11 protein-coding genes are annotated in these 15,454 nt (G+C 60.3%); 6 read left to right on the top strand and 5 right to left on the bottom strand.

Features of this window, described 5'->3' with window-relative positions; all coding sequences use genetic code 11:
• Nucleotides 1-171 precede the first annotated feature (171 nt).
• Nucleotides 172-1,221, bottom strand: coding sequence for an FAD:protein FMN transferase (locus AB1J88_RS02155; RefSeq protein WP_430290072.1), 1,050 nt, complete (start codon nucleotides 1,219-1,221; stop codon nucleotides 172-174).
• 72 nt (nucleotides 1,222-1,293) lie between these two features.
• Between AB1J88_RS02155 and AB1J88_RS02150 the strand changes: the two genes are divergently transcribed.
• Complete coding sequence (locus AB1J88_RS02150; RefSeq protein WP_222018820.1) at nucleotides 1,294-2,595, top strand: MFS transporter; 1,302 nt, start codon at nucleotides 1,294-1,296, stop codon at nucleotides 2,593-2,595.
• Between the two features lie 182 nt (nucleotides 2,596-2,777).
• Here the strand turns inward: AB1J88_RS02150 and AB1J88_RS02145 are convergent, their stop codons facing one another.
• The gene (locus tag AB1J88_RS02145) at nucleotides 2,778-4,241 is read right to left on the bottom strand and encodes a glyceraldehyde-3-phosphate dehydrogenase (RefSeq protein ID WP_003226583.1); all 1,464 of its coding nucleotides are present in this window, start codon (nucleotides 4,239-4,241) and stop codon (nucleotides 2,778-2,780) included.
• A gap of 354 nt (nucleotides 4,242-4,595) precedes the next feature.
• Here AB1J88_RS02145 and mfd point away from each other — a divergent pair, with 354 nt between their 5' ends.
• The 3 genes from mfd to AB1J88_RS02130 are packed head-to-tail and all read left to right on the top strand — an operon-like array spanning nucleotide 4,596 to nucleotide 11,324.
• Nucleotides 4,596-8,045 (top strand): transcription-repair coupling factor, encoded by a 3,450-nt coding sequence (mfd, locus tag AB1J88_RS02140; RefSeq protein WP_041068978.1) that lies wholly within the window; start codon nucleotides 4,596-4,598, stop codon nucleotides 8,043-8,045.
• A 10-nt stretch (nucleotides 8,046-8,055) separates the two neighbouring features.
• Nucleotides 8,056-8,622: a CsiV family protein gene (locus AB1J88_RS02135; protein ID WP_430290071.1), complete on the top strand. Its 567-nt coding sequence runs from the start codon at nucleotides 8,056-8,058 to the stop codon at nucleotides 8,620-8,622.
• A gap of 11 nt (nucleotides 8,623-8,633) precedes the next feature.
• Nucleotides 8,634-11,324 (top strand): DEAD/DEAH box helicase, encoded by a 2,691-nt coding sequence (locus tag AB1J88_RS02130; RefSeq protein ID WP_430290070.1) that lies wholly within the window; start codon nucleotides 8,634-8,636, stop codon nucleotides 11,322-11,324.
• 140 nt (nucleotides 11,325-11,464) lie between these two features.
• On the opposite strand, the gene AB1J88_RS02125 is transcribed toward AB1J88_RS02130, so the two are convergent.
• The 3 genes from AB1J88_RS02125 to AB1J88_RS02115 all read right to left on the bottom strand — a co-directional run bounded on the left by AB1J88_RS02125 (nucleotide 11,465) and on the right by AB1J88_RS02115 (nucleotide 14,091).
• Nucleotides 11,465-12,202, bottom strand: a complete 738-nt coding sequence (locus tag AB1J88_RS02125; RefSeq protein ID WP_198758589.1) for an S-methyl-5'-thioinosine phosphorylase — start codon at nucleotides 12,200-12,202, stop codon at nucleotides 11,465-11,467.
• A 12-nt stretch (nucleotides 12,203-12,214) separates the two neighbouring features.
• Nucleotides 12,215-13,225 (bottom strand): beta-N-acetylhexosaminidase, encoded by a 1,011-nt coding sequence (gene nagZ / locus AB1J88_RS02120; RefSeq protein ID WP_430290069.1) that lies wholly within the window; start codon nucleotides 13,223-13,225, stop codon nucleotides 12,215-12,217.
• Nucleotides 13,226-13,383: 158 nt separating this feature from the next.
• A complete protein-coding gene (locus AB1J88_RS02115; protein ID WP_007961819.1) occupies nucleotides 13,384-14,091 on the bottom strand; it encodes a TetR/AcrR family transcriptional regulator in 708 nt (235 codons plus the stop codon).
• 229 nt (nucleotides 14,092-14,320) lie between these two features.
• Between AB1J88_RS02115 and lexA the strand changes: the two genes are divergently transcribed.
• Together lexA and sulA are read left to right on the top strand one after the other, a co-directional pair.
• Nucleotides 14,321-14,929 carry a transcriptional repressor LexA gene (gene lexA, locus AB1J88_RS02110; protein WP_003226590.1) on the top strand — a complete coding sequence of 203 codons (609 nt, stop codon included), beginning with the start codon at nucleotides 14,321-14,323 and terminating at the stop codon, nucleotides 14,927-14,929.
• Nucleotides 14,930-14,939: 10 nt separating this feature from the next.
• Nucleotides 14,940-15,413: an SOS-induced cell division inhibitor SulA gene (gene sulA / locus AB1J88_RS02105; RefSeq protein ID WP_041068994.1), complete on the top strand. Its 474-nt coding sequence runs from the start codon at nucleotides 14,940-14,942 to the stop codon at nucleotides 15,411-15,413.
• The last annotated feature ends 41 nt before the right edge of the window (nucleotides 15,414-15,454 follow it).

The raw sequence follows: 15,454 nt of genomic DNA, 5'->3' as shown, positions 1-15,454 counted from the left end.
GCCAGCAGCACCGGCGGCTAAATCACGCCGAATCGCGGCGCGAAGGAACAATTGGGGGCCAGTAAAGAACCCGGACACAGTCTATAGAAGCGTCAACGCCGCGCACATTAACCCTTGGTCGCGTCGTAGGCTACTTTTGCCTGCACTACAACGCCAGCTTTCGTCCTGTTTTCAGTCAACTTTTGCGCAACTCAGGCGCTCGAAAGCCGCACTGGTGCGAATAACAAAGCCTGTATCGGCACGAATCACGAAGAATGCACCAATGTCGTGTTTTTCGGCATAGTCCCAAGCCCTTTCAGGCCCGAGAATCAGCAACAGCGTCGATAGTCCATCGGCCATCAACGCTGAAGGATGAATTACCGTGACTGACGCCAGGTTGTGCAGGACCGGCGCCCCGCTCAGCGCATCGAAGGTGTGGGAATAGCGCCGGCCGTCCTGCAGGAAATAGTTGCGGTAATCCCCGGAGGTGGACACGCCGTAGCCATCGACCTGAATGATTCGCTCGGCCACCTGCTGGTCATCACGCGGCGCCTCCAGCGCAATGCGCCAGGACGAGCCGTCGAGCTTTCTGCCTTTGGCCTTGAGTTCACCGGTGGCTTCGGCGAGATAGTCATGGATGCCCATCGATTCGAGCCTGGCGGCGATGGTGTCGACGGCGTATCCGGCGGCGATGCTGTTGAAGTCGACTTCGACAGCGGCGTCCTTGCACAAGCGGTCGCCGTCGATATGCAAATGGCGGTAGCCGACTCGCTGCAGGGTTTCGGCCAGCGCGGCGGAGTCGGGGACTTTCTCTTCACGCCCTTGCGGGCCGAACCCCCACAGGTTCATCAGCGGTTCGACAGTCAGGTCGTAGGAACCTTCGCTTTGCTCCGACAGCTGCTCGCCGACACGGACCAATTCAAGTACAGCGGCAGGCAGGGTCTGACAGCTGTTCGCCGGCAAAGCATTGAAGCGCTCGATGTCGGAATCACTGCGATAGGTCGACATCTGTCGATCCACGTCAGCGAGGATACCTTCCACTTCCCGGCGAACTTGCGCCGGCTCGGCAATACCCGCGTGTCGCACGTACTTGATCGAATACGTGCTGCCCATGGTCGGGCCACCAAAACTTTCCAGGGAATCACCGTTGCCACAGGCCACGAGGACAACCACCACACTCACAAGCCCAACCCATCGTCCAGTGAACAATTCTTCATCTCCCCATAAAAGCGCGCCGGCCATTATGGATCAAAGGCCCGCACGCTCCCCATCGGATGCAACGCGTTACAAGAAACCAATAATGAGTAACTGAAAATGTCCTCGACCACGGGCAAAGGCAAAGCGATTTTTCGCGTTGTCAGCGGCAACTTTCTCGAGATGTTCGACTTTATGGTCTATGGCTTCTACGCCACGGCCATTGCCAAAACCTTCTTCCCGGCCGACAGCGCCTTCGCTTCCCTGATGCTTTCCCTGGCGACTTTCGGTGCAGGCTTCCTGATGCGTCCGCTGGGGGCGATCTTCCTTGGCGCTTACATTGACCGTCACGGTCGTCGCCAGGGCCTGATCATTACCCTTGCGCTGATGGCCGCCGGTACGATCCTGATCGCCTGCGTGCCGGGTTACGCCACCCTGGGTGTCGCCGCGCCGTTGATCGTGCTGTTCGGTCGCTTGCTGCAAGGCTTCTCGGCCGGCGTCGAACTGGGCGGTGTTTCGGTATATCTGGCGGAAATCGCCACGCCGGGCCGCAAGGGCTTTTTTGTCAGTTGGCAGTCTGCCAGCCAACAAGCGGCGGTGGTGTTCGCCGGTCTGCTCGGTGTTGGCCTCAACCACTGGCTAAGCCCGGATCAAATGGGTGACTGGGGCTGGCGCGTGCCGTTCCTGATCGGCTGCATGATCGTTCCGGTGATCTTCATCATTCGCCGCTCGCTGGAGGAAACCCCGGAGTTCCAGGCGCGCAAGCATCGCCCCACCCTGCGGGAAATCGTCCGCTCGATCGGTCAGAACTTCGGCATCGTCATCGCTGGCATGGCGCTGGTGGTGATGACCACGGTTTCGTTCTACCTGATTACCGCCTACACGCCGACCTTCGGCAAGGCTGAACTGCATCTGTCGGACTTCGACGCGCTGCTGGTAACGGTGTGCATCGGTCTGTCGAACTTCTTCTGGCTGCCAGTGATGGGCGCGGTGTCCGACAAGATCGGGCGCAAACCCCTACTGCTGGCGGCGACCCTTCTGGCGATCCTGACCGCTTACCCGGCGCTGTCGTGGCTGGTGGCGAACCCGAGCTTCAGTCATCTGCTGATCGTCGAGCTGTGGCTGTCGTTCCTGTACGGCTCGTACAACGGCGCGATGGTCGTGGCGCTGACCGAAATCATGCCGGTGGAAGTGCGTACGACCGGGTTCTCGCTGGCCTATAGCCTGGCGACAGCGACCTTTGGGGGCTTTACGCCTGCGGCCTGTACTTACCTGATTCACGTGCTGGACAACAAGGCTGCGCCGGGAATCTGGCTCAGCGGTGCGGCGGTGCTGGGGTTGATTGCGACGCTGGTGCTGTTCCGCGGGAACAAACATGAATTGCGCACTGCGCAAGCCGCTGTGACAGGTGGGGCCCGATAGGACGCCATCGCTGGCAAGCCAGCTCCCACAAGGTCTTGAGGCGTACATGCCATTGCGCAGCCTGCCAGGAAACCTGTGGGAGCTGGCTTGCCAGCGATGAGGCCGGATCAGGCAATAGAGATCTGCCAGGCATAAAAAAACGCCCCGACCTAAGCCGGGGCGTTTTCATTTGCAGCTATAGCTTAGCGCGGGAACGCTGGCGGGTTTACACCGGCCATGTCTTCCATCACGCGAACCACTTGGCAGCTGTAACCGAACTCGTTGTCGTACCAGACGTACAGCACAACGCGGTTGTCCTGAACGATGGTTGCTTCAGCGTCGACCACACCGGCATGACGCGAACCCACGAAGTCAGTGGACACCACTTCCTGCGAGTTGACGAAGTCGATTTGCTTGTGCAGATCGGAGTGCAGCGCCATGTAGCGCAGGTACTCGTTCATCTCCTCACGGCTGGCAGCTTTCTCAAGGTTCAGGTTGAGAATGGCCATCGACACGTTTGGCGTCGGAACGCGGATCGCGTTACCGGTCAGCTTGCCGGCCAGCTCAGGCAGGGCCTTGGCAGCGGCGGTGGCAGCACCGGTCTCGGTGATGACCATGTTCAGCGCGGCGGAACGGCCACGACGGTCACCCTTGTGGAAGTTGTCGATCAGGTTCTGGTCGTTGGTGTACGAGTGAACGGTTTCGACGTGACCGTTGATGATGCCGAACTTGTCATTCACAGCCTTCAGCACCGGCACGATGGCGTTGGTGGTGCAGGAAGCGGCGGACACGATCTTGTCGTCAGCGGTGATTTCGTTGTGGTTGATACCGTGAACGATGTTCTTCAGCTTGCCTTTGCCAGGCGCGGTCAGAACAACGCGAGCCACACCCGGGCATTGCAGGTGCTGACCCAGGCCATCGGCGTCACGCCACACACCGGTGTTGTCCACCAGCAGCGCATCTTTGATGCCGTACTGGGTGTAATCCACCTCGGTCGGGTTCTTCGCGTAGATCACCTGGATCAGGTTACCGTTGGCGGTGATGGTGTTGTTTTCTTCGTCGATGACGATGGTGCCGTTGAACGGGCCGTGTACCGAATCGCGACGCAGCAGGCTGGCGCGTTTGGTCAGGTCGTTTTCGGCGCCCTTGCGCACGACGATGGCACGCAGACGCAGACCGTCGCCACCACCGGTTTTCTCGATCAGGATGCGCGCCAGCAGACGGCCGATACGACCGAAGCCGTACAGCACAACGTCAGTGCCTTTGCGGGCCGAAGCGTTTTGCTGGCCAACCACGTCAGCCAGTTCTTCACGCACGAACTGCTCGGCGCTGCGGCCATTGCCTTCGCTGCGGAATTTGAACGCCAACTTGCCCAGATCTACCGAAGCTGCGCCGAGCTTGAGCTCGCTCATGGCTTTCAGCAGAGGGAATGTTTCGTGGACGGAGAGTTCGCTATCGTCGGAGGAACGGTGGCGAGCAAAGCGGTGAGCTTTGAGAATCGCGATGACAGACTGGTTGATCAGGCTGCGGCCATAGATCGAGCTCACCACGTTGTTATTGCGGTAGAGCTGACCGATAAGCGGAATCATCGCTTCTGCGAGTGCTTCACGGTCGATCCATTCACCAAGACACTGGTCGGGCTTCTGAGTCACGGGAACCTTCCACATGTAGGGGCAGAAAAAAGGGGCTACATTATGCCGCCGAGAACCTCTTGTAGCAATGCGCGCTTGTCGCGCAATCGGTAACAAAATTCCGTTCAAAAAAATTACGCCTCGCGCCAGCCCAGTAAAACCGGGGCTTTCAGCACAGTCAATTTTTCGACGACTGTTAGACGATGTCTGTAACCCTCCGTAACACCAGTCGATTTCGGCACTACATAACCGTAAAAAAAGTGCTCGTTTTTATGGTTACCACTACATTTCGTGCAAACCACGAAGATAGACGCAGTCTGCAACTGACAGCCGGCACCGGACGCCGCTACAATTACCGACTTTGTCGCAAAGCCTGGAGCTCAACCTTCCGTGCCCGTTCTGCGTCTACCGCTTCTCCCTGCCGCGGCAGGTAAACAGCATTGGGGCAACCTGCCCGGTGCTGCCCTCAGCCTCGCGATTGCCGAGGCTGCCAGCGCTGCCAAGCGCTTCACCCTGCTACTGACCGCCGACAGCCAGAGTGCCGAACGGCTGGAACAGGAGCTGAGTTTCTTCGCCCCGGATTTGCCCGTGCTGCATTTCCCCGACTGGGAAACCCTGCCGTACGATCTGTTCTCGCCGCACCAGGACATCATTTCCCAGCGTATCGCCAGCCTTTATAGACTGCCGGAACTGGCGCACGGCGTGCTGGTGGTGCCGATCACCACCGCCCTGCATCGCCTGGCGCCGACCAAGTTTCTGCTCGGCAGCAGCCTGGTGCTGGATGTCGGGCAGAAGCTCGATGTCGAACAGATGCGCGCGCGGCTCGAAGCCAGCGGCTATCGCTACGTCGATACGGTTTACGAGCACGGCGAGTTCACCGTACGCGGTGCGCTGATCGACCTGTTCCCGATGGGCAGCAAACTGCCCTATCGCATCGACCTGTTCGACGACGAAATCGAAACCCTGCGCACCTTCGACCCGGAAAACCAGCGTTCCATCGACAAGGTCGAATCGGTCAAGCTGCTGCCGGCGCGAGAATTTCCGCTACAGAAAGATGCGGTCACCCGCTTCAAGGCGCGGTTCCGCGAGCGTTTCGATGTCGACTTCCGACGCTGCCCGATCTTCCAGGACCTGAGCAGCGGCATCACGCCCGCCGGTATCGAGTACTACCTGCCGCTGTTCTTCGACGAAACCTCGACACTGTTCGATTACCTGCCGCAGGACACGCAAGTGTTCTCGCTGCCGGGTATCGAACAAGCAGCGGAAAACTTCTGGAACGACGTGCGCAATCGCTACGAAGAGCGCCGCGTCGATCCATCACGTCCTTTATTGCCGCCCGCCGAACTGTTCCTGCCGGTGGAAGACTGCTTCGCCCGTCTCAAGAGCTGGCCACGGGTAGTGGCCAGTCAGCAGGACGTCGAATCAGGTGCTGGTCGCGAGCGCTTCCCGGCGCAAGCGCTGCCGAACCTGGCGATCGAAGCCAAGGCGACACAACCGCTGGCGGCACTCTCGGCATTCCTCGACGAATTCCCCGGACGCGTGCTGTTCACCGCCGAATCCGCGGGCCGGCGTGAAGTCCTGCTGGAGTTGCTGGAACGTCTGAAGCTGAGGCCGAAAACCGTCGACAGCTGGCCGGACTTCGTTGCGAGCAAGGATCGTCTGGCGATCACCATTGCCCCGCTCGACGAGGGCTTGATGCTCGATGACCCGGCGCTGGCGCTGGTGGCCGAGAGTCCATTGTTCGGTCAGCGGGTGATGCAGCGTCGTCGCCGGGAAAAACGTGCCGACGCCAACAACGATGCCGTGATCAAGAACCTCACCGAGCTGCGCGAAGGCGCGCCGGTGGTGCACATCGATCACGGTGTCGGGCGTTATCTGGGCCTGACGATTCTGGAAATCGACAATCAGGCGGCGGAATTCCTTACCCTGGAATACGCCGAGAACGCCAAGCTCTATGTGCCGGTGGCCAACCTGCATCTGATTGCGCGTTACACCGGCAGCGATGACTCACTGGCGCCGCTGCACCGCCTCGGCTCCGAAACCTGGCAGAAAGCCAAGCGCAAAGCCGCCGAACAGGTGCGCGATGTCGCTGCTGAATTGCTCGACATCTATGCCCGTCGCGCCGCGCGCGAAGGCTACGCGTTTGCCGACCCGAAAGCCGATTACGCGACGTTCAGCGCCGGCTTCCCGTTCGAAGAAACCCCGGATCAGCAAGCGACCATCGAAGCGGTGCGCGAAGACATGCTCGCGCCGAAGCCGATGGATCGCCTGGTCTGCGGCGACGTCGGCTTCGGCAAGACCGAAGTGGCGATGCGCGCCGCGTTCATTGCCGTACACGGCGGGCGTCAGGTGGCGATTCTGGTGCCGACCACCCTGCTTGCCCAGCAACACTACAACAGCTTCCGCGACCGCTTCGCCGACTGGCCGGTGACCGTGGAAGTGATGAGTCGCTTCAAATCGGCCAAGGAAGTCAACGCGGCGATTGCCGATCTGGCGGAAGGCAAGATCGACATCGTCATTGGTACGCACAAGCTGCTGTCCGACGATGTGAAGATCAAAAACCTCGGACTGGTGATTATCGACGAAGAACACCGTTTCGGTGTCCGGCAGAAAGAACAGCTCAAGGCCCTGCGCAGCGAAGTCGACATTCTCACGCTGACCGCCACGCCGATTCCGCGCACGCTGAACATGGCGGTGTCGGGCATGCGCGACCTGTCGATCATCGCCACGCCGCCGGCGCGCCGCCTGTCGGTGCGCACCTTCGTCATGGAGCAGAACAAGAGCACGGTCAAAGAGGCCCTGCTGCGTGAACTGCTGCGCGGTGGGCAGGTTTACTACTTGCACAACGACGTGAAGACCATCGAGAAGTGCGCTGCCGATCTCGCCGAACTGGTGCCGGAAGCGCGGATCGGCATCGGCCATGGGCAGATGCGCGAACGCGAACTCGAACAGGTGATGAGCGACTTCTATCACAAGCGCTTCAACGTGCTGATCGCCTCGACCATTATCGAGACCGGCATCGACGTGCCGAGCGCCAACACCATCATCATCGAGCGCGCCGACAAGTTCGGCCTGGCGCAATTGCACCAGTTGCGCGGACGTGTGGGTCGCAGTCACCACCAGGCTTACGCCTACCTGCTGACGCCGCCGCGCCAGCAAATCACTTCGGATGCGGAAAAGCGTCTGGAAGCGATTGCCAATACTCAGGATCTGGGCGCCGGCTTCGTGCTGGCGACCAACGACCTGGAAATCCGTGGCGCCGGCGAATTGCTCGGCGACGGCCAGAGCGGGCAGATTCAGGCCGTGGGCTTTACGCTCTACATGGAAATGCTCGAGCGCGCAGTGAAGTCGATCCGCAAGGGCGAGCAACCGAACCTTGATCAACCGCTCGGCGGTGGCCCGGAGGTCAACCTGCGGGTGCCGGCGCTGATTCCGGAAGACTATCTGCCGGATGTGCATGCCCGTCTGATTCTGTACAAACGCATCGCGTCGGCCACCGACGAGGAAGGCCTGAAGGATCTGCAAGTGGAGATGATCGACCGCTTCGGTCTGTTGCCGGAGCCGACCAAGAATCTGGTGCGCATCACCGCGCTGAAGTTGCAGGCCGAACAACTGGGCATCAAGAAAGTCGACGGTGGCCCGCAGGGTGGCCGCATCGAGTTCGCCGCGCAGACGCCGGTCGACCCGATGACCTTGATCAAATTGATTCAGACTCAGCCAAAACGCTACAAATTCGAAGGCGCCACAATGTTCAAGTTCCAGGTGCCGATGGAACGCCCGGAAGAGCGCTTTAATACTGTAGAGGCGCTGTTCGAGCGCCTCCTCCCGAAAACTGTTTGAAGGACGCCGCATGCGCCTGTTTCGCTCACTGACTTTGCTACTCAGCTTCGTAGCACCGATGGCGTTTGCCGATGACACCTACATGGTCGAAATGATGCTGGTGCGGCAGAACGCCGTACCGGCGATTGTCAGCCGCGCGGCCCCGGAAGACTGGGCGGCCGGCGCTCAACGCCTCGACGATGCCAGCCAGCGCACACCTGCCTTGAATGAGGTGGCCAACAAACTCAGCGCCAGCGGCGAGTACAGCGTGCTGCTGCACAAGGCCTGGCAGCAAACCCTCGGCGAAGCGCCGACCAAGGTGGCCGTCAGCGACGGTAAGGAACAGTTCGGCCAGTTCCCGATCGAAGGCACCCTGGAAATGAAACTCGGGCGCTTCACCGACGTGAACGCCGACTTCTGGGTCAACCAGATCGACGCCAACGGCATGGTCACTGCCAGCGAACGTCTGAAGCAGGACAGCCACACTAAAAACGGCCAGCTCAACTATCTCGACAACGGCCACCTGGCGCTGCTGATCAAGATCACTTCCCTGACGGCGCCCGCCCCTCGGCAAGCTCCTGAAGCGATTCCGGACTGATCGAAGTCCTTATGTCCCCGCCCCTGAGTAAACCGTTGGCACCCTCCTGGGTCAGCCGATTCAAGGAACAGAGCCTGGAGCGTGGCCGCCGCTACGCCCTGGAGAATCGGGTACGCATCGCGCAGGTTGGCGATGCGACCATCACCGCCAGTTGCGAAGGCTCTGGCGGTAACGTCTACCGTCAGACCCTTCACCTGCGCGAGTCAGCCAAAGGCACCCTGCTGCTGGTTGACGCCAGCTGTACCTGCCCGGTGCGCAACAACTGCAAGCACTGCGCTGCGGTACTTCTGCAAGTGCAGGCAACCCTCGAATACCCGGCCGCCGCAAAAGACGCCGAACTGCTGGAAAAACTCCAGGCCGTGTTGGAGAACCGCAGCCCCAAGGCGCCGCCGCAAGTGCTGGTGGACAACGTGCAACCGCTGCCGCGCCTGTGGCTGGCGAGCGTCGAGTTCAGCGCATTCGAGCCGCGCAATGGCAAGATGCAGCGCTACATCCAGCATCGCGCGGCGCTGTCGTTCAGCTATCTGGATGAGTACGTCAGCGGGCAGAAAAACAGCGACATCCTGATCCGCCAGGAAACCCAGACGCTGCGGATAAAACGCCATCCTGAAGTGGAACAGTCCTACCGCGAACAGTTAAGAATCCTCGGCTTTCGCATCGCCACCCGCCAGAGCAAGGCCCTGCCGGAAAGCGCCGGCGAGCTGTACGAGATGGTCAACGACAGCGCCTGGCTGACCTTCACCCTCAATGAATTGCCGAAGCTGCGCACCCAAGGTTGGGAATTGCAGATCGACGAGGAATTCGGCTTCGACCTGACCGCCGTCGACGACTGGTACGCCACCGTCGAACAGGCGCCGGAGCGCGACTGGTTCGATCTGGAGCTGGGGATCATCGTCAATGGTGAACGCCTGAGCCTGCTGCCGATCCTGCTCAACCTGATGCGCTCGCACACCGAAATCCTCAACCCGGAACGCCTGGCGCGGCGACGCGATGACGAACTGATTCTGGTCAATATTCCGCAACGCAACAGTGAGCACGGGCCACTGCAGGTGGCCCTGCCCCTTGGCCGACTGAAACCGGTGCTGGCGACACTGGGCGAGTTTTACTTGCAGGAGCCGGGCGAAACCACCCTGCGCCTGAGCAAGGCCGACGCCACGCGGCTCAACTCACTGGAAGGCCTTCCCCTGCTGTGGGAAGGCGGCGAACAGATCCGCAGCTTTGCCCAACGCCTGCGCGACATCCGTGATTACACGGCCAAGGCACCGAAGGGTTTGAACGCGACGTTGCGCCCTTATCAGCTCGAAGGCCTGAGCTGGATGCAGTCCCTGCGTCAGCTTGAGGTCGGCGGGATTCTGGCGGACGACATGGGCCTGGGTAAAACCCTACAGACCCTGGCGCATATTCTCAGTGAGAAAAACGCCGGACGCCTGGATCGGCCATGCATGGTGGTGATGCCCACCAGCCTGATCCCGAACTGGCTCGACGAAGCCGCGCACTTCACGCCGCAACTGAAAGTGGTGGCGCTGTATGGTGCCAGTCGCAAAAAGCATTTCGAACATCTGGCCGACTTCGACCTGATCCTGACGACCTACGCGCTACTGCCCAAGGACGTCGAACGCCTCGCCCAACAACCCCTGCATGTGTTGGTGCTGGACGAAGCCCAGTACATCAAAAACCCCAACAGCAAAGCCGCGCAGGCCGCTCGCGAACTCAACGCTCGCCAACGGCTGTGCCTGAGCGGTACACCACTGGAAAATCACCTCGGCGAGTTGTGGTCGTTGTTTCATTTCCTGCTGCCGGGCTGGCTGGGCGACGTCAAAAGTTTCAATGCCGACTACCGCGTACCGATCGAAAAACGCGCCAGCGAAGTCAGATTGCAGCACCTCAATGGGCGGATAAAACCGTTTCTGCTGCGCCGGACCAAAGAACAAGTGGCCACCGAACTGCCGCCGAAGACCGAGATCATCCACTGGGTCGAGCTCAATGAAGCGCAGCGCGACGTGTACGAAACCATGCGCCTGGCGATGGACAAGAAAGTCCGCGACGAGATCACTCGCAAGGGCGTGGCGCGCAGCCAGATCATCATTCTTGAAGCCCTGCTCAAGCTGCGTCAGGTCTGCTGCGACCTGCGCCTGGTCAACGACGCCACCCTGCCCGCTCGCGGCAGCAGTTCCGGCAAGCTCGACAGTCTGATGGAAATGCTCGATGAGTTGTTCGAGGAAGGTCGGCGAATTCTGCTGTTCTCGCAGTTCACGTCGATGTTGTCACTGATTGAAGACGAACTGAAAAAACGCAACGTGGCCTACGCCCTGTTGACTGGCCAGACCCGCGATCGGCGCACGCCGGTGAAGGAATTCCAGAGCGGCAAGCGTCAGATTTTTCTGATTAGTCTGAAGGCCGGCGGTGTCGGCTTGAACCTGACCGAAGCAGATACAGTGATTCATTACGACCCGTGGTGGAACCCGGCCACTGAGAATCAGGCGACTGACCGCGCGTATCGAATCGGCCAGGAGAAACCGGTGTTCGTCTACAAGATGATTGCCCGAGGCACGGTTGAAGAGAAAATTCAGCACCTGCAGAAGGAAAAGTCCGACTTGGCAGCAGGCGTGCTGGATGGGCGCAAGGCCGGGGACTGGAAACTGCAGAGCGATGATATGGAGGCGCTGTTTGCGCCGTTGCCGGATAAGTTCGACAAGCGTTGAGCCCCTCCTTGCCAGTTAGAGAGCTATTGCTGCCAAGCCAGCTCCCACAAGGTTATAAGTCGAACACAACACTGTGATTCAACTCGCTACCTGTGGGAGCTGGCTTGCCAGCGATGGGGCCAAATCGGTCTCGGTCAGACTCAGCCCTTTAGCACTCGCGCCAGCGTCGATTTCACCTTGCCCATCCCGTCATGCAGCGCCTGCTCGATCTCGGCCATGGTGATCACTTCGGTGGTCTTGCCCGCTGCCGGGTTCACCACCAGCGCCAGACAGGCGTAATCCAGATCCAGCTCACGGGCCAGTGCTGCTTCCGGCATGCCGGTCATGCCGACGATGTCGCAGCCATCGCGCTCCAGTCGCACGATCTCCGCCACAGTTTCCAGACGCGGGCCCTGAGTGCAGGCATACACGCCTTGATCACTGTATTCGCAACCTTCGGCAGCCACCGCCGCAATCAATTGCTGACGCAGCGGCTCGCTGTAAGGAAAGCTGAAATCGATGTGGGTGACGTGCTCCAGATCGTCAGCGAAAAATGTGTGTTCGCGACCGCTGGTGTAGTCGACGATCTGATGCGGCACACAAAAATGTCCGGTGCCCATGGCCGGGTGAATCCCGCCCACCGCGTTGACCGCGATGATCGCCTCGGCGCCGGCCTGCTTCAGCGCCCACAGGTTGGCGCGGTAGTTGACCTTGTGTGGCGGAAAGCGATGCGGATGGCCGTGACGGGCGAGGAACAGCACTTCCTTGCCAGCGTATTCGCCGATCTGCACGTCGGCTGATGGCGCGCCATAGGGCGTGTCTACCGCCAGCGATTGGCGAATGGTCAAGCCTTCGAGTTGAGTCAGGCCGGTGCCACCAATGATTGCGTAAACCGTCATAGCAAAAAATCCTTAATCGATCAGTTGAGCGTCTTTGAGCGCACCGATTGCAGTGAGCCAGCGCGGGTCCTGACGGTAGTCGGTGCTGGCGAACGCCTGCCCGCGCATGCGCGCGATGCGCGCGGACGGTTTGACTTTCATCCGTTGCGCGGCACGGAGCGCAAGTTCCGCAGCAGCGCGGTCGTTGCACACCAGCCCCATATCACAGCCGGCAGTCAACGCGGCCTCGATACGGCTGGCGGCATCGCCAACCACGTGGGCGCCAGCCATTGAAAGGTCGTCGCTGAAGATCACACCGTCGAACTGCAACTCGCCGCGCAGGATGTCCTGCAACCAGCGACGGGAGAAGCCGGCAGGTTGCGAATCGACTTGCGGATAGATGACGTGCGCTGGCATGACCGCCGCGAGCTGCTTGCTCAACCTGGCGAACGGTACGAGGTCATTGGCGCGGATGTCGTCGAGGCTGCGCTCGTCGTTCGGGATCGCGACGTGGGAATCGGCTTCAGCCCAGCCGTGACCGGGGAAATGCTTGCCAGTGGCAGCCATGCCGGCGCTGTTCATGCCGCGAATAAACGCTCCAGCGAGCAATGCGGCGCGCTCGGGATCACCCTCGAACGAACGGGTACCGACCACGGCGCTGCGCTGGTAATCCAGGTCCAGTACCGGGGCGAAACTCAGATCGAGGCCGACCGCCAGCACTTCAGTGGCCATGATCCAGCCGCATTGCTCGGCGAGGTACTCGGCATTCGGGTTGTCGGCAATGGCGCGCATCGCCGGCAGGCGCACGAAGCCCTGACGCAGGCGCTGGACGCGACCGCCCTCCTGGTCCACCGCCAGCAACAGGTCCGGGCGAATTGCCCGAATGGCTGCGCTGAGCTCACGCACCTGGCGTGGATGCTCAATGTTGCGGGCAAAAATGATCAGGCCGCCCACTTCGGGCTGACGCAACAATTGGCGATCCTCGGCCGTCAGCCAGGTACCGGCGACGTCCACCATCAACGAGCCTTGCAGGCCAGCAGTCATAGAAATTCCTTGAAAACGAAAAACCCGATCCGCAAGAAATCGCTACCGTGAGCAATGCTCGGCAGGTCGGCAATTTCTTTGGATTTCGGGTTCAGAACGAGAGTCGGCATGGGCGGCTAGCTTAGCGGATGTAAACTGCCGCGCCCACCCGTGTGCGGTTAAACCTTGGCGGCCACCGGAGTCGATTTGCTGCGCGGGCGAAGCTGCGCAGTCGCCATCGCCGGGTCGGTGACACCGGTTTCGGCACGCATGCCGGCGGCAAGGAACGGCACCATCAGGCGCATCACCTGTTCGATCGACGTGTTGACGCCGAAATCGGTCTCGGCAATCGCGCGCAAGGCCTTGATCCCGGACATGCTGAACGCCGCAGCGCCGAGCATGAAGTGCACGCGCCAGAACAGCTCGATTGGCGGGATGCGCGGAGCCGCTTCGTTGACCAGCAGCATGTAGCGGCGGAACACCTTGCCGTACATGTCTTCCAGGTAACGACGCAGGTGACCTTGGCTCTGGCTGAATGCCAGACCGAGCAAACGCATGAAGATCGACAGGTCGTTACCGCTGCGTGGCTGCACCACGAGCGCTTGTTCGACGAGGATCTCCAGCAGCTCTTCAAGCGTCGGCTTGTTTTCCGGCTTGGCCTGACGCCGTTCCAATTCTTTATCGAGGCTGATGCAGAAGGGGCCGAGGAAGCGTGAGAAAACCGCCTGGATCAGGGCTTTCTTGGAGCCGAAATGATAATTCACCGCCGCCAGGTTTACCCCGGCCTTGCTGGTGATCAAACGCAATGAGGTTTCAGCGAAACCTTTCTCCGCGAACAACTGCTCGGCAGCATCAAGAATGCGTTCAACGGTTTCCGACTGGGCCATGGCTACTCCGCCTGACAAACACTTGTTTGAAACATACGTTTCAGCCTGTGCCTTGTCAAGCCTGCCAGTTCGTTTTGGGAATGGTCGGTCAGCTATTTAACCACACTCATCCGCTCCTTTAATAAGCACGGCCGCCGACCGTCCGGCGGGCTGCAAAAAAACGGGCATTGCCAAGACCGCTTCACTGTATATAATCCCAGTCACTGTATAAAAAGACAGAGCGATCAATATGCTAAAGCTGACGCCACGCCAAGCCGAGATTCTGGCCTTTATCAAACGTTGCCTCGAAGACAACGGCTACCCGCCAACCCGCGCGGAAATCGCTCAGGAGCTGGGTTTCAAGTCGCCAAACGCGGCTGAAGAGCACCTCAAGGCCCTGGCCCGCAAAGGCGCCATCGAGATGACGCCTGGTGCTTCTCGGGGCATCCGCATCCCGGGCTTCGAAGCCAAGGCCGATGACTCCACCCTGCCAATCATTGGCCGGGTCGCCGCCGGTGCTCCGATCCTCGCCCAGCAGCACATCGAAGAGTCCTGCAACATCAACCCGGCCTTCTTCCATCCCCGAGCCGACTACCTGTTGCGCGTACACGGCATGAGCATGAAGGACATCGGCATTTTCGACGGTGACCTGCTGGCGGTTCACACTACTCGCGAAGCACGCAATGGCCAGGTCGTGGTTGCACGGATCGGCGATGAAGTGACCGTCAAGCGCTTCAAACGCGAAGGCAGCAAAGTCTGGCTGATTGCCGAAAACCCTGAGTTCGCCCCTATCGAAGTCGACCTGAAAGATCAGGAACTGGTGATCGAAGGCTTGAGTGTCGGCGTCATCCGCCGCTAAAGGAGGCTTTATGCAGTTCCCACACACACCTCAGCAAACACAACTGCCTTTATTCGAAGCGTTTCTGGCACAACCGATGGCGCCGATCCTGAAAGATGTCGTCGAGCGCCCATGGATTGCCGAACCGGAAGTGTTCAGTGAGCTGTCACTGCGCGGTGCGGCCGGGAACTGCCTGAACCTGCTAGCCCCGATCCTTCGCGAACTGAGCGAGGATCAGGACGCGCGCTGGCTGACGCTGATCGCCCCACCCGCCAGCCTGACGCAAACCTGGCTGCGAGAGGCTGGCCTGAACCGTGAACGCATTCTGCTGCTGCAACCACGTGGCGCGCAAAGCGCTCAGCAACTGGCGTGTGAAGCGCTGCGTCTGGGCCGCAGCCACACAGTGGTGACATGGCTCAACCCACTGAACACAAGTTCCCGGCAACAGCTGATCGGCGCAGCCCGCACGGGCGACGCTCAGAGCCTGAACATTCGACTGGGTTGATTCACTGGTAACGCGCGCTGTGTGAAGCGCATGGCTTCTCC

Source organism: Pseudomonas sp. S8, from assembly GCF_050473925.1.
Classification (GTDB): Bacteria; Pseudomonadota; Gammaproteobacteria; order Pseudomonadales; family Pseudomonadaceae; genus Aquipseudomonas; species Aquipseudomonas parakoreensis.
This window is presented reverse-complemented; position numbering and strand designations above follow the sequence as displayed.